The organism is Brevibacillus sp. NSP2.1, assembly GCF_000470975.2.
In the GTDB taxonomy this organism is placed as follows: domain Bacteria; phylum Bacillota; class Bacilli; order Brevibacillales; family Brevibacillaceae; genus Brevibacillus; species Brevibacillus agri.
On the sequence record NZ_CP048274.1, the window covers coordinates 2,371,757 to 2,392,851 of the forward strand.

Annotated in this window: 17 protein-coding genes; all 17 read left to right on the forward strand. The window is 54.0% G+C overall.

Annotated features, from left to right (window positions below; translation table 11 throughout):
- Positions 1–6: 6 nt before the first annotated feature.
- The 17 genes from rseP (at position 7) to M655_RS12050 (ending at position 20,985) form a co-directional block, all read left to right on the forward strand.
- A complete protein-coding gene (gene rseP, locus M655_RS11970; protein WP_026557317.1) occupies positions 7–1,278 on the forward strand; it encodes an RIP metalloprotease RseP in 1,272 nt (423 codons plus the stop codon).
- Between the two features lie 50 nt (positions 1,279–1,328).
- Positions 1,329–2,411: a flavodoxin-dependent (E)-4-hydroxy-3-methylbut-2-enyl-diphosphate synthase gene (ispG, locus tag M655_RS11975; RefSeq protein ID WP_005834181.1), complete on the forward strand. Its 1,083-nt coding sequence runs from the start codon at positions 1,329–1,331 to the stop codon at positions 2,409–2,411.
- Positions 2,412–2,454: 43 nt separating this feature from the next.
- Positions 2,455–4,203, forward strand: coding sequence for a proline--tRNA ligase (locus M655_RS11980; protein ID WP_141333627.1), 1,749 nt, complete (start codon positions 2,455–2,457; stop codon positions 4,201–4,203).
- A 99-nt stretch (positions 4,204–4,302) separates the two neighbouring features.
- Complete coding sequence (locus M655_RS11985) at positions 4,303–8,607, forward strand: PolC-type DNA polymerase III (protein ID WP_026557316.1); 4,305 nt, start codon at positions 4,303–4,305, stop codon at positions 8,605–8,607.
- Between the two features lie 165 nt (positions 8,608–8,772).
- Positions 8,773–9,231, forward strand: coding sequence for a ribosome maturation factor RimP (rimP, locus tag M655_RS11990; protein ID WP_005834175.1), 459 nt, complete (start codon positions 8,773–8,775; stop codon positions 9,229–9,231).
- A 45-nt stretch (positions 9,232–9,276) separates the two neighbouring features.
- On the forward strand, positions 9,277–10,368 hold the full coding sequence (gene nusA / locus M655_RS11995) for a transcription termination factor NusA (protein ID WP_026557315.1): 1,092 nt from the start codon (positions 9,277–9,279) through the stop codon (positions 10,366–10,368).
- A gap of 2 nt (positions 10,369–10,370) precedes the next feature.
- Positions 10,371–10,661, forward strand: coding sequence for an RNase P modulator RnpM (rnpM, locus tag M655_RS12000; protein ID WP_005834172.1), 291 nt, complete (start codon positions 10,371–10,373; stop codon positions 10,659–10,661).
- Positions 10,658–10,957, forward strand: coding sequence for a YlxQ family RNA-binding protein (locus M655_RS12005; RefSeq protein ID WP_005834170.1), 300 nt, complete (start codon positions 10,658–10,660; stop codon positions 10,955–10,957). Before rnpM ends, M655_RS12005 begins: the two co-directional genes overlap by 4 nt.
- Positions 10,958–10,978: 21 nt before the next feature.
- Positions 10,979–13,534 (forward strand): translation initiation factor IF-2, encoded by a 2,556-nt coding sequence (gene infB / locus M655_RS12010; protein ID WP_026557314.1) that lies wholly within the window; start codon positions 10,979–10,981, stop codon positions 13,532–13,534.
- Positions 13,534–13,815 (forward strand): DUF503 domain-containing protein, encoded by a 282-nt coding sequence (locus M655_RS12015; protein ID WP_005834164.1) that lies wholly within the window; start codon positions 13,534–13,536, stop codon positions 13,813–13,815. Before infB ends, M655_RS12015 begins: the two co-directional genes overlap by 1 nt.
- 24 nt (positions 13,816–13,839) lie before the next feature.
- On the forward strand, positions 13,840–14,205 hold the full coding sequence (gene rbfA / locus M655_RS12020; RefSeq protein WP_005834162.1) for a 30S ribosome-binding factor RbfA: 366 nt from the start codon (positions 13,840–13,842) through the stop codon (positions 14,203–14,205).
- On the forward strand, positions 14,195–15,190 hold the full coding sequence (locus M655_RS12025; protein WP_005834160.1) for a DHH family phosphoesterase: 996 nt from the start codon (positions 14,195–14,197) through the stop codon (positions 15,188–15,190). The genes rbfA and M655_RS12025 overlap by 11 nt, the downstream gene beginning before the upstream one ends.
- Positions 15,183–16,109 (forward strand): tRNA pseudouridine(55) synthase TruB, encoded by a 927-nt coding sequence (gene truB, locus M655_RS12030; protein ID WP_007786841.1) that lies wholly within the window; start codon positions 15,183–15,185, stop codon positions 16,107–16,109. Before M655_RS12025 ends, truB begins: the two co-directional genes overlap by 8 nt.
- Positions 16,110–16,112: 3 nt before the next feature.
- Positions 16,113–17,054: a bifunctional riboflavin kinase/FAD synthetase gene (locus M655_RS12035; RefSeq protein WP_026557313.1), complete on the forward strand. Its 942-nt coding sequence runs from the start codon at positions 16,113–16,115 to the stop codon at positions 17,052–17,054.
- Positions 17,055–17,187: 133 nt separating this feature from the next.
- A complete protein-coding gene (rpsO, locus tag M655_RS12040; RefSeq protein ID WP_025846085.1) occupies positions 17,188–17,457 on the forward strand; it encodes a 30S ribosomal protein S15 in 270 nt (89 codons plus the stop codon).
- Between the two features lie 265 nt (positions 17,458–17,722).
- A complete protein-coding gene (pnp, locus tag M655_RS12045) occupies positions 17,723–19,870 on the forward strand; it encodes a polyribonucleotide nucleotidyltransferase (protein ID WP_007786846.1) in 2,148 nt (715 codons plus the stop codon).
- Positions 19,871–20,013: 143 nt separating this feature from the next.
- Positions 20,014–20,985 (forward strand): polysaccharide deacetylase family protein, encoded by a 972-nt coding sequence (locus tag M655_RS12050; protein ID WP_005834148.1) that lies wholly within the window; start codon positions 20,014–20,016, stop codon positions 20,983–20,985.
- The last annotated feature ends 110 nt before the right edge of the window (positions 20,986–21,095 follow it).

Sequence of the window (21,095 nt, forward strand, 5' to 3'; positions counted from 1 at the left end):
GTTCACTTGCCTTTTCCCAACATGGATTCCGTTGAATCAATTCTCGCGATCGTCGTCGTTTTTGGTGCGCTCGTTTTCGTGCACGAGCTCGGACACTTTCTTTTGGCAAAAAAAGCAGGGATTCTGTGCCGCGAATTTGCGCTGGGAATGGGGCCAAAAATTTTTCGCGTGAAGCGGGGAGAAACGGAATACACTCTTCGCCTCTTACCTATTGGAGGTATGGTCCGCATGGCGGGCGAAGACCCCGAGATGGATATGTTGAAGCCGCACATGGAAGTAAGCCTGGAGCGGGATGCGTTAGGAAAGGTAACCCATTTTTTGCTGGATGGACCGGGGAGCGCTTCCCCTCGGGCGATTACAGGTACGGTTGTTCGCTTTGACTTGGAAAAAGATTTGCATATCGTGCTGGATGTGGGCGGGGAAGAGCGCCAGTTTTCCGTTCATCCCCAGGCGCAACTGGTTAAAGATGGACAAGAGGTGCAAATCGCGCCTTTGAACAGGCAGTTTAAAGGCAAGACGATCTCGCAGCGCTTCTGGGCCATTTTTGCCGGGCCTTTTGCCAACTTCCTGCTGGCGTTTGTCCTGTTCATCGCGATCGGGCTTTTGTATGGGGTGCCAAAAGACATCCCGTATTTGGGCGAGGTCAGAGCAAACGGCCCGGCGGCCGAGGCGGGCTTGATGCAGGGGGACAAAATTATTTCCATTCAGGGACAGCCTGTGGCTTCCTGGAAAGAAATCGTCCAGATTATCAGTACGTCGCCGGGTAAAGAAATGAAGTTTGAGTACGAGCGCAATGGACAGCGCAACTCGGTTTTGGTCAAGGTCGCAAAAGACGAAAATAACGTGGGCAAAATCATGGTGACGAACCCATTGACGTATGCCCCGGGAGAAGTGTTGAAGTACGGCGCTTCCTCGACTTATGAGTTCACGGCGATGATTTTGAAAAACTTAGGGATGCTCTTTACCGGCTCTGTAGGGCTTAACGACCTGAGCGGTCCGGTGGGCATCTTCAAAATGACCGGAGAGTTCGCCCAGCAAGGCATGGCGATTTTGATGAAGTGGGCAGCCGCCCTCTCGATCAACCTGGGGCTGTTCAATTTGCTGCCGCTTCCGGCCCTGGACGGCGGTCGACTGGCATTTCTCGCGGTAGAAGCGCTGCGCGGGCGTCCGGTTGATCCGCACAAAGAAGGCATGGTGCATTTTCTCGGCTTCGCCTTTTTGATGCTGTTAATTTTGGTTGTAACCTGGAACGATCTGCAACGGTTGTTCTTTCAATAACGTACTATCATGATGAGTAGAAAACAGACAAAATTAAAGGATGGTGCAAAATGTACAAGCGCGAGGAGACGAAACCGGTTTTTGTGGGAGGCGTGCAAATCGGTGGCCAAAAAAGCGTAGTAATTCAATCGATGACGACAGCAGACACGCGTGATGTAGAGAAGACACTGGCCGAGATTCAAAGACTTCATGATGCCGGTTGCCAAATTGTCCGCCTGGCCGTCATCAATGAAGACGCAGCCCGCGCCATCAAAAAAATCAAGGAGCGTTCCCCGCTGCCGCTCGTTGCGGACATCCATTTCGACCACAGGCTGGCACTGATCGCTCTTGAGAGCGGCATCGACAAAATCCGGATCAACCCCGGAAACATCGGTTCCAAGGAAAAAACAAAACGCGTGGTCGAAGCTTGCCGCGAGCGCAATGTACCGATCCGCATCGGGGTAAACTCCGGCTCCGTGGAAAGAAGGCTGCTGGAGAAGTACGGCTATCCTTCGCCGGAAGCGATTGTCGAGAGCGCAGTAGACCACGTGGAAATTTTGGAAGACTTGAATTACGATAATATCGTCATCTCCCTGAAATCTTCCGACGTGCCGACGATGATCCAAACGTATTCGCTGATGGCGCAAAAGCGCAACTACCCGCTGCACGTAGGGGTGACGGAGGCAGGTACGCAGTTTTCCGGCGCGATCAAGTCTTCCGTCGGGATCGGGACCGTGCTGTCGATGGGTATCGGCGACACGATCCGCGTATCGCTGACGGCCGACCCGGTGGAGGAAATCAAGGTGGCGAAGCAAATTTTGCGCAGCCTCGATATCGTCAACAACGATCCGGTCGTCATCGCGTGCCCGTCTTGCGGCCGTTGTGCGATCGACTTGATCGGACTGGCGACAAAGGTTGAGGACGCGATCTCCACTTTGAAAGTTCCGCTGAAAGTAGCTGTCATGGGCTGCGCCGTAAACGGGCCGGGCGAAGCGCGCGAAGCGGATGTCGGCGTTGCGGGCGGCAACGGCGAAGGGCTGATTTTCCGCAATGGTGTCATTGTTCGGAAAGTGAAAGAAAACGAACTGTTTGAAGAGCTGATGAAAGAAATTAACGAAATGGTCAACGAGAAAAAACCTACCGAGGTAGGCTGATCGTCGTTGATTGCTGACGAGGCATAAGGAGGACACGCACGTGTTGAAGCAAAGTCAAATGTTGATTCCTACCTTGCGGGAAGTGCCTGCGGATGCGGAGATTGCCAGCCATAAGCTGCTTCTCCGCGCCGGTATGGCCCGCCAACTGGCTTCCGGGATTTATACGTACCTGCCATTGGCGCTTCGTACCCTGCATAAAATCCAGGCCATTGTGCGTGAAGAGATGAACAAGGCAGGGGCCCAGGAGCTGTTGATGCCTGCCATGCAGCCTGCTGAGCTGTGGCATCAGACAGGCCGCTGGGATGTGTACGGCCCAGAGCTTGTGCGTTTGCGCGACCGTCACGACCGCTCCTTTGCGCTCGGACCGACTCACGAAGAAGTCATCACCAGCCTGGTTCGCGACGAGATCAACTCGTACAAAAAGCTCCCGATCAACCTGTACCAAATCCAGACGAAGTTTCGCGATGAAGTGCGTCCGCGCTTCGGCTTGATCCGTTGCCGCGAGTTTATCATGAAGGACGCGTATTCGTTTGATACGACCCAGGAAGGACTGGATCGCAACTTCCAGGCGATGTACGACGCCTACACGAACATTTTCACCCGTGTCGGCCTGAATTTCCGCGCAGTAGAAGCGGACGCAGGCGCGATTGGCGGAAAAGGCACGTACGAGTTTATGGCCTTGTGTGACATCGGCGAAGACACGATTGCCTACTCCGAAGAAGGCGATTTTGCAGCCAACCTGGAAAAAGCGGAAGTCGTGTACAAGCCATCCGCGAAGCCGACGGAAGAAGCGCCAGCCCGCGAAAAAGTACATACGCCGGGGATCAAGACCATCGACCAGCTCGTCCAGTTCCTGAACATCGAAGCGAAGCAAATCATCAAGAGCCTCCTCTACCGCGTCGATGACAAGCTGGTAATGGTGCTTGTGCGCGGTGACCACGAGCTGAATGAAGTGAAGCTGAAAAACTTGTACGATGCGACAATCGTCGGTTTGGCATCCGAAGCGGATATCGTTTCCGTGACAGGGGCGCCTGCCGGATTCGTTGGCCCTGTCGGCTTGGATGGCGAAAAAGTGGAAATCATCGCGGACAACTACGTCCAGGATGTGTATGACGGCATCGTTGGCGCAAACGAAACCGACTACCATCTGACTCATGTTGTGCCAGGCCGTGATTTTGCCGTTTCCCGTTTTGCTGATTTGCGCAACATCACAGAAGGCGATGAGTGCCCGCGTACAGGCGGCGCGATCAAGTTTGCGCGCGGGGTGGAAGTCGGCCATGTGTTCAAGCTCGGAACGAAGTACTCAACAGCGATGGGAGCAACGTACCTGGATGAGAACGGCCGCAGCCAGCCGATGATTATGGGCTGCTACGGGATCGGCGTATCGCGGACGATCGCTGCTGTCATTGAACAAAACAACGATGAGAATGGCATCATTTGGCCTGTAGCTGTCGCTCCTTTCCATGTACATGTGATCCCGGTCAATGTTAAAGTAGAGGAGCAACGCCAAATCAGCGAACAAATTACCGAAGCTTTGCAAAAAGCGGGCGTGGAAGTTTTGTTCGACGACCGCCCGGAGCGTGCTGGCGTGAAGTTCAAGGATGCTGATTTGATCGGCCTGCCGCTGCGCATTACCGTATCGGACAAAGCGGCGCAAGAGGGCACCGTCGAAGTTCGCGTCCGCAAAAACGGGGAAACCGTGAACGTGAAGCTGGAGGACCTCGTATCTGAAGTGAAAACGATGCTTGCTCGTGTAGACCATACCGGGGCAGCCCTGTTCGGCAACGAGTAACTAGCAGGATTGAAGGAAGATTTTGTCGAATTTTACGGGGTACTCCCCTGGACACAATGGGAGTACCTCTTTTTCTTGTTTTTGGGAGGGTGGAATACCGTGGACCGTACACAAGAGCAAAAACAGCGCTTCTCTCTGCTGCTCAAGCAAATGGAAGTGCCTGACGAATGGGTCAACCGCTATTTTCTTGACGGACAGATTGACAAGCTTGAGCTTTACAAGCAAAACAAGGAATGGGTCTTTCATTTTACCTTGCCCAAGCTGCTGCCCGTAGAAGCCTATGCAGCGTTCACGAAGCGCCTGACGCAAACCTTTTCCCACCTGGCAAAAGTCGATGCCAGATTCCGCTACAAGCAAAAACCAGAGCTAGGCTTCGTGGTAGAGGAGTATTGGGATGCGCTGGTCGCAAGCTTAGAGCCGACGCTCAATTCGCTGGCCGTCACGCTACGCTCTGCCAGAAAGCAGGTCGAGCAGCAGGAAGTGAAGGTGTACTTACCGACAGAGATGACCGTCGAAGTCGCGAAGCGCAAACGGGCGGACAACGAGCTCTTAGCCGCTTTTCAAAAGGCGACGGATTGCTCCATGCGCTTTTCCTTCCACGGCGAAGAAAGCGATGAGGCTTATCAGGCGTTTGTCGAGCAGCGCAACGAGGAAGAGCGCGCGCTGGTCGAAGTCGTCATGACAGCCGCTGCCCAGGAAAGCAAAGGCTCGGAAAAGACAGAAGCCATCACGACCTTGATGATGGGCTACGAAATCAAGGACGCGCCGATTCCGATCTGCGAGATTCAGGAAGAAGAGCGCCGCGTCGTGATTCAAGGTACGGTTTTCAACGTCGAGGTCAAAGAGCTGCGTAGCGGACGTCATCTGTTGACCTTCAACGTGTCCGACTACACAGACTCCCTGACCGTGAAGATGTTCTCCCGCGACAAGGAGGACGTCAAGATGCTGGAGGCGCTCAAGGACGGCATGTGGGTCAAGGTGCGCGGCAGCGTGCAGCATGACACCTTTATCCGCGAGCTGGTGATGAACGCCAACGACCTGAACCAGATCGAACAGGTCATTCGCCGGGATCAGGCCGAGGAAAAGCGCGTCGAGCTGCATTGCCATACTCCGATGAGCGCGCTGGATGCGGTAGCTTCCGTCAAGTCGCTGATCTCGACCGCGTCGAAATGGGGGCACAAGGCAATTGCCATCACCGACCATGGAGTGGTGCAGGCGTTCCCAGAGGCGTACTCGATTGCCAAGAAGCACAACATGAAGTGCATCCTCGGCATGGAGGCGTATGTCGTGGAGGACGGCATCGACATCGTTTACAACCTGAACGCCGACAACAACTTGCCGATCGACGAGACGACCGAATACGTTGTCTTCGATACGGAGACGACAGGTCTGAATGCCGCCGAGCATACGATTATCGAAATTGCTGCCGTGAAGATGAAAGGGGCAGAGATCGTCGACCAGTGGACCGAGCTGATTGACCCGCAGTTGGAGATCGGCCCGAAGACGACAGAAATTACCGGGATTACGAACGACATGCTCCGCGGCAAAGACACGCTCGATGTTGTGCTGCGCAAGTTCAAGGAGTTTACCGGAGATGCCGTGCTCGTCGCGCACAACGCGGAGTTCGACAAGGCGTTCATCAATGCTTGCGCGAAGCGGATCGGCATGGAGCCGTGGAACAACCCGTTTCTGGACACGCTGCCTCTGGCGCGGATGATGTACAAAGGAATGCGCAACTACCGCTTGGGCTCGCTCGCCAAAAAGTTCAATGTCGAGCTGATTAATGCCCACCGGGCGTTGGACGATACAGTTGCGCTCGCCCACGTGTTCCAGCAAATGCTCAAAGACATCAAGGAAGCGCAAATCAAGACGCTGGCCGAGTTGAACGAGAAGAGCAACGAAGAAGCCGACTACAAGAGCGGCCGTCCTTTCCATGCGACGATTCTCGTGAAAAACAAGGCGGGGCTGAAAAATTTGTACAAGCTCGTCAGCCGTTCGCATGTGGAGACGTTTTTCCGTTGGCCGCGCATTCAGCGCAGTCAGTTGACCAAATTCCGCGAAGGCTTGCTGATTGGAACCGCATGCAAGGAAGGCGAGCTGATGCAGTCGATCCTGCGCGGGAAATCGTCTGAAGAGTTGAAGGAAGTCGCTGCTTTTTACGATTTTCTGGAAATTCAGCCGCTTGACCATTACTCGCCACTGCTTCGCAATGAAGAAATTCCGTCGCTAGAGACGATGAAGGGCTACCATAAGATGATCGTGGAAATGGGCAAGGAAATGGGCAAGCTCGTCGTCGCGACAGGGGATGTTCATTTTCTGAACCCGCAGGATGAGATTTTCCGCGATGTGTTCCTGTTGTCAAAAGGCGACCCGACTGCCGGGAATCAGCCGCCGCTGTATTTGCGCACGACAGATGAAATGCTGGAGTCGTTTTCCTACCTCGGCGAAGAGCTGGCCAAAGAAATCGTCGTGACAAATACGAATGCGATTGCGGACATGATCGAAGACGTCAGCCCGATCCCGGACAAGCTGTACACCCCGGTCATCCCGGGCGCAGACGACGAGTTGCGCGAAATGTGCTACAACAAGGCAAAGCTGCTGTACGGCGATCCGTTGCCGGAGCTTGTGGAAAAGCGGCTGGAAAAAGAACTGAACAGTATTATCACGCACGGCTTCGGCGTCATTTACTTGATCTCGCAGCGGCTGGTAACGAAGTCGCTGCAGGATGGATACCTGGTCGGCTCGCGTGGATCGGTCGGTTCTTCCTTCGTCGCGACCATGGCGGAGATTACCGAGGTCAATCCGTTGCCGCCGCACTATCGCTGCCCGAATTGCAAGCACAGCGAGTTTATTACGGACGGCTCGATTGCCTCCGGCTTCGACTTGCCCGACAAGGAATGCCCGCAGTGCGGCACCAACTACGCCAAGGACGGGCAGGACATTCCGTTCGAGACGTTCCTCGGCTTCAAAGGGGACAAGGTTCCCGATATTGACTTGAACTTCTCCGGTGACTACCAGCCGCGGGCGCACAAGTACACGCAGGAGCTTTTCGGCGAGGACTACGTGTACCGTGCGGGGACGATCGGCACCGTTGCGGAAAAGACAGCGTACGGCTACGTCAGAAAGTACGCCGACGAGCGCGGACTGACGCTGCGCAATGCGGAAATTTCGCGGATCGTCAACGGCTGCACAGGGGTAAAACGAACGACGGGACAGCACCCGGGCGGGATTATTGTTGTTCCGGACTACATGGAAATTGAAGACTTTTGTCCGATCCAGTTCCCGGCAGACGACAGCGAGTCCGAGTGGCGTACGACGCATTTCGACTTCCACTCGATTCACGACAACTTGCTGAAACTCGATATTCTCGGACACGACGACCCGACCGTCATTCGTATGCTGCAGGACTTGACCGGCATGGACCCGAAATCGATTCCGCTCGACGACAAAAAGACGATGTCTATCTTCAGCTCGACGGAAGCGTTGGGCGTGACGCCGGAGCAAATCGGGACGAATATGGGCACGCTCGGCATTCCCGAATTCGGAACGAAGTTCGTTCGGCAGATGCTCGAGGATACGAAGCCGACGACGTTTGCCGAGCTTGTGCAGATTTCCGGTCTGTCCCACGGTACGGATGTATGGTTGAACAACGCGCAGGACTTGATTCGCAACGGCATTTGTAAACTGCCTGAAGTAATCGGTTGTCGCGACGACATCATGGTTTATTTGATCTACAAAGGTTTGGAGCCGTCGCGCGCCTTCAAAATCATGGAGTCGGTGCGGAAAGGGAAAGGCGTGCCGGAAGAGGATCAGGAAGAAATGCGCAAAAACAACGTGCCGGAATGGTACATCCAGTCTTGCCAGCGCATCAAATACATGTTCCCGAAAGCGCACGCCACCGCGTACGTCATGATGGCCGTGCGGATCGCCTACTTCAAGGTGCATCGCCCGCTCGAATTTTACGCGACGTACTTTACCGTGCGCGCCGACGACTTCGACATCCCGCTGATGGTCAAAGGCTCGGCAGCGATCCGGCAAAAAATCGAAGAAATCGAGGACAAGGGTCACGACGCACAGCCGAAGGAAAAAGCGCTGCTCACCGTGCTGGAGATGGCTTTGGAGATGGTGGAGCGCGGCTTCCGTTTTGCCAACGTCGACCTGTATGAATCCGACGCTACCCGCTTCCTGATTAAAGGCGACTCGTTGATTGCGCCGTTCAATGCCTTGCCAGGTCTCGGGACGAACGCCGCGATCAGCATCGTGCAGGCGCGGGAGGAAGGCGAGTTTTTGTCCAAGGAAGACCTGTTGTCCCGCTCGCGTATCTCCAAGACGATTCTGGAGTATTTGGAGGAGCAGGGCGCGCTGAAAGGTCTGCCGGAATCGAACCAGTTGTCGCTGTTCTAGGGCAGCGAAGCGATGCAGCCGCATCCAAAGGTTGTCAGCGGAGGGCTGTTATGCTATAATTTTTTTGGAAATACTGGTTTTATACGCACGACAGATCGAGAGTGGGGAAACCCACTCTTTCTTTCTGGCTGCACCTCATGGTTCAAACGTAAAGGAGGTACTTGCTTGAGCAAGGTAACGGGCATCGTCACCGAACTGGTCACGCCCATTGTTGACGAATTGGGTTTGGAACTGGTTGACATCGAGTACAAAAAGGAAGGCAGCAACTGGTTTCTGCGCGTGTTTATCGACAATGAAACTGGCAACATCGACATCGATGACTGCAGCCTTGTCAGCGAGAAGCTGAGTCAAAAACTTGACGAAGTAGATCCGATTCCGACTGCATACTTTTTGGAAGTATCTTCGCCGGGTGCTGAGCGTCCGTTGCGCAAGGATAAGGATTTTACCAAAGCTGTCGGCAGGCACGTGCACATTACAACCAAAGAGCCGATAGAAGGAGCAAGCCTGTTCGAAGGCGAACTGATATCGTACGAGGACGGCAAGCTGACTGTTAAGGAAGCGAAAAAAACGTACGTGATTTCCCAGGAGCAAATTGACACGGCACGCATGGCCATCGTCTTTTAGATGCCAGCGGCCGGTGGGTAAGTAAAGGAGGAGGCAACGAAAGTCATGAACGGCGATTTTATCGAGGCTTTAGAAGCCATTGAGAGAGAGAAAGGCATCACCAAAGACGTGCTGATCGAGGCCATCGAAGCGGCTCTTATCTCTGGATACAAACGTAACTTCAACTCGGCCCAAAATGTGCGGGTGGATGTAAATCGTCATTCAGGTATGGTTCGCGTGTATGCACGCAAAAACGTGGTGGAAGAGGTTTTGGACCCGCGTCTGGAGATTTCTCAGGAAGCTGCCCAAGAAATCGATCCGAACTTCCGACTGGACGATATTGTGGAAATCGAGGTGACGCCTCGCGACTTCGGCCGCATTGCCGCGCAAACGGCAAAGCAAGTGGTGACCCAGCGCATTCGCGAAGCGGAGCGCGGTCTCATTTACAGCGAGTTCATCGAGCGCGAGGATGATATCGTCACAGGGGTTGTTCAACGTATGGACGCCCGCAATTACTACATTGATCTGGGCAAAGCGGAAGCGGTTATGCCGATCACCGAGAAAATGCCTTCCGAGGAGTTCAAGTCACAAGATCGGGTGAAGGCATACATCATTAAAGTAGAAAAAACCACCAAGGGACCGCAAATCGTCGTTTCCCGTACCCATCCGGGACTTTTGAAGCGCCTCTTTGAATTGGAAGTGCCAGAGATTTACGATGGTGTGGTTGAAATCAAGTCCGTTGCTCGTGAAGCAGGCGATCGCTCCAAAATCGCTGTCCATTCGATCAATCCGGACGTAGATCCTGTAGGAGCATGTGTAGGGCCAAAAGGCATGCGTGTACAGACAATCGTGACGGAGCTGAAAGGTGAAAAAATTGACATTGTTCGTTGGTCCGAAGATCCTGCCGAGTACGTGGCAAACGCGCTCAGCCCGGCCAAGGTGCTGCACGTAGATGTCAATCTCGCAGAAAAAGTAACCCGCGTCATCGTGCCGGATTACCAGTTGTCGCTTGCGATTGGCAAACGCGGACAAAACGCTCGTCTCGCTGCCAAGCTGACCGGCTGGAAGATCGACATCAAGAGCGAGTCTCAGGCAGAGCAGGAAGGCATCGACTACCCGAAAGAAGTAGAGGGCGATGAAGGAGTCGACAACGAATAGTCATGAAGCAAAAAAAGATCCCTTTGCGTAAATGCATTGTTTGCCAAGGAATGTTTCCGAAAAAGGAATTGATCCGCGTAGTCCGGACGCCCGCTGAGGAGATTGTCATCGACCTGACGGGAAAGGCGGCGGGACGCGGTACCTATGTGTGTCGGCAGGAAAGCTGTCTGAAGCCGGATGCGTTCGCATCGGGAAAATGGAAAAAAGTGCTGGAACGTGCCCTGAACATGTCCATCTCCGAAGAGAAGTACGATGCTTTTCGTGAGAAATGGCTGGAGATGATGGGACGATGATCCCTAAAGCAGCTCAGTTGCTCGGCATTGCGATGCGCGCGCGCAAAATCGTGACCGGGGAGGAATTGGTCATCACGGCTGTTCGCAACGGCCAGGCCCGTCTCGTTTTGCTCGCATCGGACGCATCTGACAATACGGCCAAAAAAGTCAAGGATAAATGTTCCTATTACGGGGTCTCATGTGTAACCACAGGCGACCGATATTCATTGGGACACGCAATCGGAAAAGATGGGCGCGTTACCGTGGCGGTGACCGATGGGAAGTTGGCTGAAAGCATTCAGCGTCTGCTCACCTAACTTAGAAAGGGTGAAGTTTATTTGAAGACACGTGTGTATGAATATGCCAAACAGCACAACATGAGCAGTAAGGAAATCCTCAATTTGCTAAAACGATTGAACATAGAAGTAGCAAATCATATGAGTATTATGGAAGAAGGGACGATCAAGCGGATCGAGGATCACATGGCCAAACTGCGTGCCGGCTCCAAGCCGGAAGCGCGCAATACGCCTGGCGATGCAAGATCAAAACAAATGGACGATCAACGACGCCCCAACGAATCCAGAGGACAACAAACCCAGTCCCACGCAGGGCAGGGGCAGCCGTCACAAGCTGCAAAAAACGACAGACAAAACGAACGCGATCGCGGCGATTTTTCCAGCAACAATCGTCCAGGCAGCACCAGCGGAAATCAGCCCGATCAGCATAGTCCTCAACACGGAAAAAATCAGGGGAAGAATCAGGAGAGAAGACCAAACCATATGAGAAGTCAACCAGCAAAACCGACTGACCGTAAGCCGCAAAACCAACAACGTCCACAGAGCCAACAAAGACCACAAAACCAACAAAGACCGCAAAACCAGCAGCGTCCTCCGCAACAGGCAACTGCCAGCCAAACGGAAGGCCGCACCGGGGATGAGTTTGAAGACAAAGTAAAACTTCCATCCAATGTCGGTTTGGAAAAACGCGAGAAAATCAAAAAAGCTCCACAAACGCAAAAGACGTTTGAAGACAACAAAAAGAACACGCCTTTCCGCGGCGGAAATAACCGCAACCAAAACAACCGTCGTGGCGGCAACAACCACCAGCGCGGCGGACAAAAGCCACAGCGTCCAGTGCTTGAGACGCCTAGCAAAATCACCTTTACCGAGTCGTTGACGGTGAACGAGCTGGCTGTGAAACTGCGCAAGGAACCGGCGGAAATCATCAAAAAGTTGTTTAATTTGGGGATCATGGCAACGATCAACCAATACCTGGAACGCGAAGCGATCGAGCTGATCTGCGCTGATTACAACGTAGAAGTCGAAGAAAAAATCGTCATCGACGAAACCAACTTCGAAACGCTCGAAGAAGTAGATCCGCCTGAGTCGCTCGTAGAGCGTCCGCCAGTCGTCACCATCATGGGTCACGTTGACCACGGGAAAACAACGTTGCTCGACGCCATCCGCTCCACGAACGTAGTAGCGGGGGAGGCAGGCGGGATTACCCAGCATATCGGTGCTTATCAGGTCGAGATCAAAGGCAAGAAGATCACGTTCCTCGATACACCTGGTCACGCGGCGTTCACGACCATGCGTGCCCGCGGTGCGCAAATTACCGACATTACGATCCTCGTCGTTGCTGCCGATGACGGCGTGATGCCACAAACCGTAGAGGCGATCAGCCACGCGAAAGCGGCAAACGTGCCGATCATCGTCGCTGTCAACAAGGTGGATAAACCGGAAGCCAACATCGACCGCATCAAGCAAGAGCTTACCGAGTATGAGCTCGTTGCGGAAGAGTGGGGCGGGGACACCATTTTCTCTCCACTGTCTGCGAAGCAGCGCACTGGGATCGAAGAGTTGCTTGAGTACATCTTGCTCGTCGCAGAGGTTCAGGAGCTGAAAGCAAACCCTGACAAGCGTGCGCGCGGTACGGTAGTCGAAGCTGAGCTCGACAAAGGCCGTGGTCCTGTAGCGACCATTCTGGTACAGCAAGGAACGCTGCGCGTCGGCGATCCGATCGTAGTCGGCTCTACCTACGGCCGTGTACGTGCGATGGTCAACGACAAAGGCCGCCGTCTGAAAGAAGCAGGTCCTTCTACCCCTGTGGAAATTACCGGTCTGAACGATGTACCGCAAGCGGGCGACCAGTTCCGCGTGTTTGAAGACGAGAAAAAAGCCCGTGCAATCGGGGAAGCGCGCGCAGCCAAGCAGCGTGAATCCGAGCGCCGTGCAAGCTCTCGCGTATCGCTGGACGATCTGTTCCAGCACATTCAGGAAGGCGACATCAAAGAGCTGAACCTGATCGTAAAAGGCGACGTGCAAGGTTCTGTAGAAGCTCTGCGCGGCTCCCTGGAAAAAATCGACGTCAACGGTACCCGCGTGAAAATCATTCACACTGGCGTCGGCGCGATCACCGAGTCCGACGTTACGCTGGCAAACGCATCGAATGCGATCATCATCGGTTTCAACGTGCGTCCTGAGCCAAACGCTCGCAGCATGGCTGAACAGGAGAAAATCGACATTCGTCTGCACCGCGTGATCTACACCGTGATCGAAGAGATCGAGCAAGCCCTGAAAGGCATGCTGGACCCTGTGTACAAAGAAAACATCATCGGTCAGGCAGAAATCCGCGAAGTCTTCAAAGTATCCAAAGTCGGCAACATCGCCGGTTGCTATGTAACCGAAGGAAAACTGAGCCGCGATGCAGGTGCTCGTCTGATCCGCGAAGGCATCGTCATCTACGAAGGCAAGCTGGACACCTTGAAACGCTTCAAGGACGACGCCAAAGAGGTAAACGCAGGCTACGAGTGCGGTCTGACCTTGGAACGCTTCCAGGACCTCAAAGTCGGCGACGTGGTCGAAGCCTTCGTCATGGTTGAAGTGAAGCAATAATGGTAGCAGGGGTGCAGATTGAACTGTTTCTGCCCGCTTGCCAAAACTTGAAAGAAAAACGGGCCATCGTCAAAAGTCTCATTGGCAAGCTGCGAAGCCGCTTCAACGTCTCCGCAGCGGAGATGGCTTATCCCGAGCAGTGGCAGCGTACCGTGTTGGGTATCGCTGCCGTTGCTAATGAAATGTCATTTTTGCAACAAGAAATGCAGGCTGTCGTGCGGTTCGTGGAAAACCATCCCGATGTGGAGTTGATTCGGGTCGATACGGAATACTACGAATAGGGCAGCCAGCGGAGGTGAGAATAGATGAACAAAACACGAATGAGCCGCGTCGGCGAAGAAATCAAAAAAGAACTGAGCCTCATCTTGCAACGTGGACTGAAAGATCCTCGCGTCGGCTTTGTTACGGTAACGGATGTAGAAGTGAGCAGCGATCTCCAGCTTGCGAAAGTATTCGTCAGCATTTTCGGCAGCGAGGAGCAGCGCAAAGACTCTCTGGCAGGACTGACGAAAGCCAAAGGCTACCTGCGTACCGAAATTGGCAAACGCGTCAAGTTACGCCATATTCCCGACTTCGTCTTCAAGTTGGATGAGTCGATTGACTACGGTTCCAAAATTGAGTCGATCCTGCGGGAAATCTCCACAGAAGGAGAGAAACAGGATGAATCCTAATCGAGCAGCAGTAGAGGAAGCGGCCCGCTTTTTCCGGGAGCATGACCGCTTCCTGGTTCTTTCCCATGTCAATCCAGATGGCGATGCTACCGGCTCTGCGCTTGGAGTCGTGCTCATGCTTGAACAGTTGGGAAAAGAGTACGTAGTGGTGAACGAAGGGGAAACGCCGCTCAAGTTTGACTTTTTGCCGCGTTTTGACCGCTTGCGCAACCTGCGCAAACAACCGCTGACCGAAATGTTCGAGGCCGTAATCGCCGTAGACTGTGCCGATGAGTCACGGATGGGCGATGTGCGGCCTTTATTTGCATCTGGCGCCGCTGTCCTCAATATCGACCACCACCCGACCAACGACATGTTCGGAACGGTCAACCTGGTGCGGCCGGAAGCGGCGGCGACAGCGGAAATTTTGTTTGAAGTGGCGGAAGAGGCGGGAATCGCGTTCAACGAAGAACTCGCCTTGTGCATCTATACCGGCCTTTTGACAGACACAGGCGGCTTTCGCTACTCCAATACGACGCCACGGGTAATGGAAATCGCGGCCCGCTTGCTGACCTACGGGGTGAAGCCGGGCGAAGTGGCGGAGCGATGCCTGGAGGAAATCACGTTTGCGCATGTCAAAGTATTGCGCCGCGCCCTGCAGACGTTGCAGTTGTCCCACCAAAACCTCGTCGCCTCCATTTGCGTGTCGGTCGATGATTTTGCCGAGGCAGAGGCGAAGCGCGAGGATGCAGGCGGACTGGTGAACTACTGCCGCAACATCGAAGGCGTCGAGGTCGGCGTTTCCTTTGTGGAGTCGGAGCCGGGAATCGTCAAGGTCAGCATGCGCGCGAGAGATCGCGTGGACGTGTCGGCTGTTGCCAAGCAACTCGGCGGCGGAGGGCATGCCAAAGCTTCCGGCTGCACGGTCAAAGGGACGATCGCGGAAGCGAAACAAAAAGTATGGGACGTACTGGAGCCAGCATTAGGAGTGAAACACGATGAGTAACGCGCACGGCGTGCTGGTAATCGACAAGCCGGCGGGCATGACTTCCCACGATTGTGTGGCGCGCATCCGCCGGCTGTATGGAACGAAAAAGGTAGGACACACGGGAACGCTCGACCCCGATGTGACAGGCGTGCTGCCGATCTGCGTGGGCAACGCGACTCGCCTGGTAGAGTATTTGCAGGATTTGCCCAAGCGCTACAACGTCGTCTTGCGGCTCGGCTCCGCGACGACGACGGAGGATGCCTCCGGTGAAGTGCTGGAGCAAGCTCCGGTAGACGCAGCCGCGATTACGGTAGAGCGCATCGAGCAATTGCTGCAATCGTTTTTGGGAGAGATCGAGCAGGTCCCGCCGATGTTTTCCGCGGTAAAAGTAAACGGGAAGCGCCTCTACGACCTGGCCCGCGAAGGCACGGTCATCGAGCGCCAGCCGCGCAAAGTGACGCTGTACGAGCTGACGCTCCACGAGATCAAGGCAGACGGGGACAGCGTCGATATCTCGTTCACGTGCACATGCTCGAAAGGGACGTACATGCGCACCTTATGTGTTGACCTCGGTCGCGCTCTGGGTTATCCTGCCCATATGAAACTGCTTCGGCGAATCAAGAGCGGTCCGTTCGTAGAGGAGGAGGCGATTCCTCTTCAGGAACTGGAGGAGCGGGCTGCGAGTGGGGAGGACCTCTCCCGTTATCTTGTCTCCATCCCACAGGCGATTTCATTTTTGCCGTCTTATCAGGTCAAACCGGAGCGAACCCGTGCGGTGCGCAATGGACTGGCGACTGCGCTGCCAGGAGTCGATGCCGAGGTAGGCAGCCTGATCTGCCTGTTTGCAGGCGAAGAGCTGCTGGGGATTCATCGCGTGTGCCGTGGGGACAAAGGTCTTTTCGCCAAAGCAGAAAAAGTCTTTCCAGCCGAGGTGTAAACCGTGAAAACGATCTCCCTGACCTATCCACTACCAAATGAGTTGCAAGCGACGCCATGCGCGATTGCGCTTGGCTATTTCGATGGCGTACATATTGGACATCGCCGGGTGATTCAAAAGGCGATTGACACCGCAAAAACGAACGGATGGGAGAGTACGGTGCTGACGTTCGACCCCCATCCGCGCGAGGTTCTTGGGCAAAGCGGCTATACGAGCTACCTCACTCCGCTTTCCGACAAGCTGGAGCAATTCGAAAAGATGGGGGTAGACAGGACGTATGTCATGAAGTTCGATATCGGGTTTGCCGCGGTTTACCCGGAGGACTTCATTACCGAGTGCATGCTTCCCCTCGCGTGCCGGCATGTCGTGGTCGGCTTCGACTACACGTTTGGCTACAGGGGAATGGGAACCGCCCATACGCTGCAAGAGATGAGCAAAGGCCGCTACGGGCTCGACATCATCAGCCCGGTCAACCGGCTGGGGGAAAAAGTGAGCAGCACGATCATCCGCGAGTATCTCCACCACGGAAATGTCGAGCAGGTGCGCCATCTGCTGGGCCGCCCGTACAAGGTGCGCGGCAAGGTCGTTCACGGCGACAAGCGCGGGCGCACGATCGGCTTCCCGACGGCGAACGTCCGGGTCGGACAGCCTTATCTCATCGGCAAAAACGGCGTGTACGGCGTGCGCTTCACGGTCGATTCCAAGAGCTACTTCGGCGTGATGAATGTCGGGATCAAGCCTACGTTTGAGCTGGAGAAGAAAGAAAAATCACTAGAAGTGCACATTTTCGAGTTCTCTGGTGACATTTACGACAAGGAAGTCGAAGTAGAATTTCTGTTCTACATCAGGGAAGAGCAAAAGTTCGGCGGTGTGGATGCGCTGATCGCGCAAATCGGCCGCGACGTAGACATGGCGAAACGAAAATTTGCCGAGGGAATCTCGTAACGGAATCTCTTTGCTTTTCCTGAAATGATATGCTATAATTCAAAACGTTGTACAGATAACCGTAGCTTGGCTGTCCGATGCTCACCGACGGCAGACTCGGCTAACGGGATATAAAATAAGGAGGTGAGTCATGATGGCATTGTCTCAAGAACGTAAAACTCAACTGATCCAAGAGTTCCGTACTCACGAGAACGACACCGGTTCGCCGGAAGTTCAAATCGCTATCTTGACCGAAAACATTAACAACCTGAACGGACACTTGCGTACGCACAAAAAAGATCACCACAGCCGTCGTGGTCTGTTGAAAATGGTAGGTCAACGCCGCAACCTGTTGACATACCTGCGTGAAGCAGATGTTCAACGCTATCGTTCGGTAGTAGACCGCCTGGGTCTGCGCCGCTAGTCAGCGTTTTGTAAAAAGCGGGTTCTTCCCGCTTTTTCTATCGTGTAGGAGAGCTTGGCGCTTCTTGCTGTCAGGCTCTCTGAAGCGATAACACAAAGCATGCGATACAGGCGCAATGGAATTGGCTTCAACAGAAGCTTTTTTTATTATCCAAAACGACTGCCAAAGCTCACCATTTAATTTTCACGGTGGCAGGAAATAATACATACAGGTAGAAAACAAAGTGTAGATATGCACATTGTCGCAAAGGAGGACTGCTAGCATCATGGAGCAACAATACCGTACATATGATTTTGAACTGGCAGGCCGCAAGCTGACGCTGGAATTTGGCAAAATGGCCAAACAGGCGAACGGCTCGGTTCTGGTTCGGTACGGCGATACGGCAATCCTGTCTGCAGTTACAGTCTCGAAGGAGCCGAAAGCGCTCGACTTCTTCCCGTTGACTGTCAACTATGAGGAACGTCTCTATGCGGTCGGTAAAATTCCCGGCGGCTTTATTAAAAGAGAAGGTCGCCCAAGCGAAAAAGCCATTTTGGCAAGCCGTTTGATTGACCGCCCGATCCGTCCCCTTTTTGCAGAAGGATTCCGCAACGACGTACAAATTGTCAATACTGTTCTGTCGGTTGACCAGGACTGCTCTCCGGAAATCGCCGCTATGATCGGGACGTCTGCCGCTTTATGCGTTTCCGAGATTCCGTTTGAAGGACCGATTGCCGGTGTCATCGTTGGGCGCATTGACGGCGAGTTCATCATCAACCCGACTGTGGAGCAGGCAGAAAAAAGCGATATTCACCTCGTAGTCGCAGGTACACACAAAGCGATCAACATGGTGGAAGCAGCCGCTAACCAAGTGCCAGAGTCCGTTATGCTGGAAGCGATCATGGCCGGCCATGAGGTTATCAAGCAACTGGTGGAGTTCCAAAACCAGATCGTAGCCGAAATCGGCAAAGAAAAAATGGAAGTCATCCTGCATGAAGTCGATCCGGAAATCGATCAGGCTGTGCGCGAATTTGCAGAAGCACGTCTGAAAGAAGCCGTTCGGATTGAAGAGAAGCAGGCGCGTTACGACGCGATTGACAACATCAAGGAAGAGACGAAGGAACATTTCGCTGCCAAAGATCCGGAAGCTTATCCAGAGCAGGAGAAAATGATTAGCGAAGTGCTGGGCAACATCGTCAAGGACGAAGTTCGCCGTCTCATTACAGAAGAAAAAGTTCGCCCGGATGGACGAGCTTTGAACGAAATTCGTCCGCTTTCCAGCGAGACTGGCATTTTGTCCCGCACGCACGGTTCCGCGATGTTTACCCGCGGTCAAACACAGGCGTTGAGCGTCTGCACACTGGGCGCGCTGGGCGATGTGCAAATTCTCGATGGTCTTGGACTGGAAGAATCGAAACGATTCATGCACCATTACAACTTCCCGCCTTACAGCGTAGGGGAAGCTCGTCCGCTGCGTCCTCCAGGCCGTCGCGAAATCGGGCACGGAGCGTTGGGTGAGCGTGCAATCGAGCCGATCATTCCTTCCGAGCACGAGTTCCCGTACACGATCCGCCTAGTTTCCGAAGTCATTGAGTCCAACGGCTCGACATCGCAAGCTTCCATTTGCGCGAGCGTGCTGGCTCTGATGGATGCCGGGGTACCGATCAAGGCTCCTGTAGCCGGTATCGCCATGGGCTTGATTATGAGCAAGGATGAACAGTCTTTCTCCATTTTGACAGACATCCAGGGCATGGAAGACCATTTAGGCGATATGGACTTCAAGGTAGCAGGTACCGAGGCTGGCGTAACGGCGATTCAGATGGACATCAAAATTTCCGGGATCAATCGGGAAATTTTGCAGCAAGCGCTGGAGCAAGCGCGCGAAGGTCGCCTGCACATCCTCAAGCACATGATGAGCACGATTTCCGAACCGCGCAAAGAGCTGTCTCCTTACGCGCCGAAGATTTTGACCATGACCATCAACCCGGACAAAATCCGCGATGTAATCGGCCCACAAGGTCGCGTCATCAACAAAATCATCGAAGAAACCGGCGTCAAAATCGACATCGAGCAAGATGGACGTGTGTTCATCGCTTCGATCAACCACGAAGCGAACATGCGCGCGAAGCAAATCATCGAGGACCTGGTTCGCGAGGTTGCGGTCGGCCAGATTTATCTGGGAACCGTCAAGCGCGTAGAGAAGTACGGGGCGTTCATCGAGCTGTTTGCTGGCAAGGAAGGTTTGTGTCACATCTCCCAACTGGCTGAGGAACGCGTAGCCAAGACGGAAGATGTCGTAGCAATTGGCGACAAGGTACAAGTAAAAGTAACCGAGATCGACGATCAAGGTCGCATCAACTTGTCCCGCAAAGCCGTGCTCAAGGAACAAGCGGCCGCAGCTCAGGCCGACAAGGCACCGACCCAAGCAGAATAAACGACAAACAAAAGGCTTCGTCACTCGAAGAAATTCGTGTACGGAAGCTTTTTTCTTTTGGCCAAAATGTCTAAGTCACTCGCCTCGTTCATACATTGGACAAAGAGAGACTTGTACGTACAAAGAGGAGGGCTGGCTCCACGATGGCTGAAAGAAAGAGGAGGCTGTGGGTTACGGTCTTTGTCGCAGGAGCGATGGCGCTGCTGCTGCAATACCAGCCGATCCACCAATACATCAGCTTTGTCAAAAACGATCAGGTCGTGACGGCGGAAAAAATTTTGGATGAAAAAGAGCGGTTGCGGGCCCAGATTGAGCAGTGGAAGGAAGGACGGGAGGAAGCGCCTGTCGATGCCGTCGTGGATCAGACGTGGAAAGCGATCCCTGGCTACAACGGACGCGTCGTGGACGTGGAAGCGTCCGTGGAAAAGATGCTCGCTGCCGGAGTGACCGGGCCGGAAATGCTGGTCTACAAGGAAGTTCCGCCAGCCGTCTCGCTCGATCAGCTTGGGGCGCAGCCCATCTACCGGGGAAATCCGAAGAAGCCGACCATTTCCTTCATGATTAACGTAGCCTGGGGCAATGAATACTTGGATTCGATGCTGGATACATTGGATAAGCACAAAGTGAAGACGACGTTTTTTCTGGATGGCTCGTGGGTCAAGCGCTATCCGGAAGAGGCGAAAAAAATTGCCGCGCGCGGCCATGAGATCGGCAATCACGCCTACTCGCATCCGGACATGAGCACGCTGGGGACGCAGCGCATCCACCAGGAGATCAGCCGCACACAGGACGTCATTTCCAAAACGCTGGGGATCAAGCCCGCCTTGTTTGCTCCCCCTTCCGGATCGTTCAACAAGCAGGTCGTGCAAATCGCGCACGCCTCCTACCAGATGAAGACGATCATGTGGACGGCCGATACCGTGGACTGGAAAAAGCCTTCCCCAAGTTTTGTCATCAAAAAAATCAGCGGCTTGATGGGCAACGGCGTCCTTGTGCTGATGCACCCGACAGCAGCCTCAGAGGCCAGTCTGGACCAGTTGCTCACGATTGCCAAGCAAAAGGGCTTGCACCCGGTCACCGTATCCGAGGTGCTCTCCAGCCGCCGCCTGCCGTGATGCGAAAACGTGTTCATTTTATTGTGGAGATAAAAGAAGTTTGCTATAGTTAGACGTGTTTACATTCACTTCCCGAAAGTTTGCGGATAGAGAGATGATTAACCGAGGAG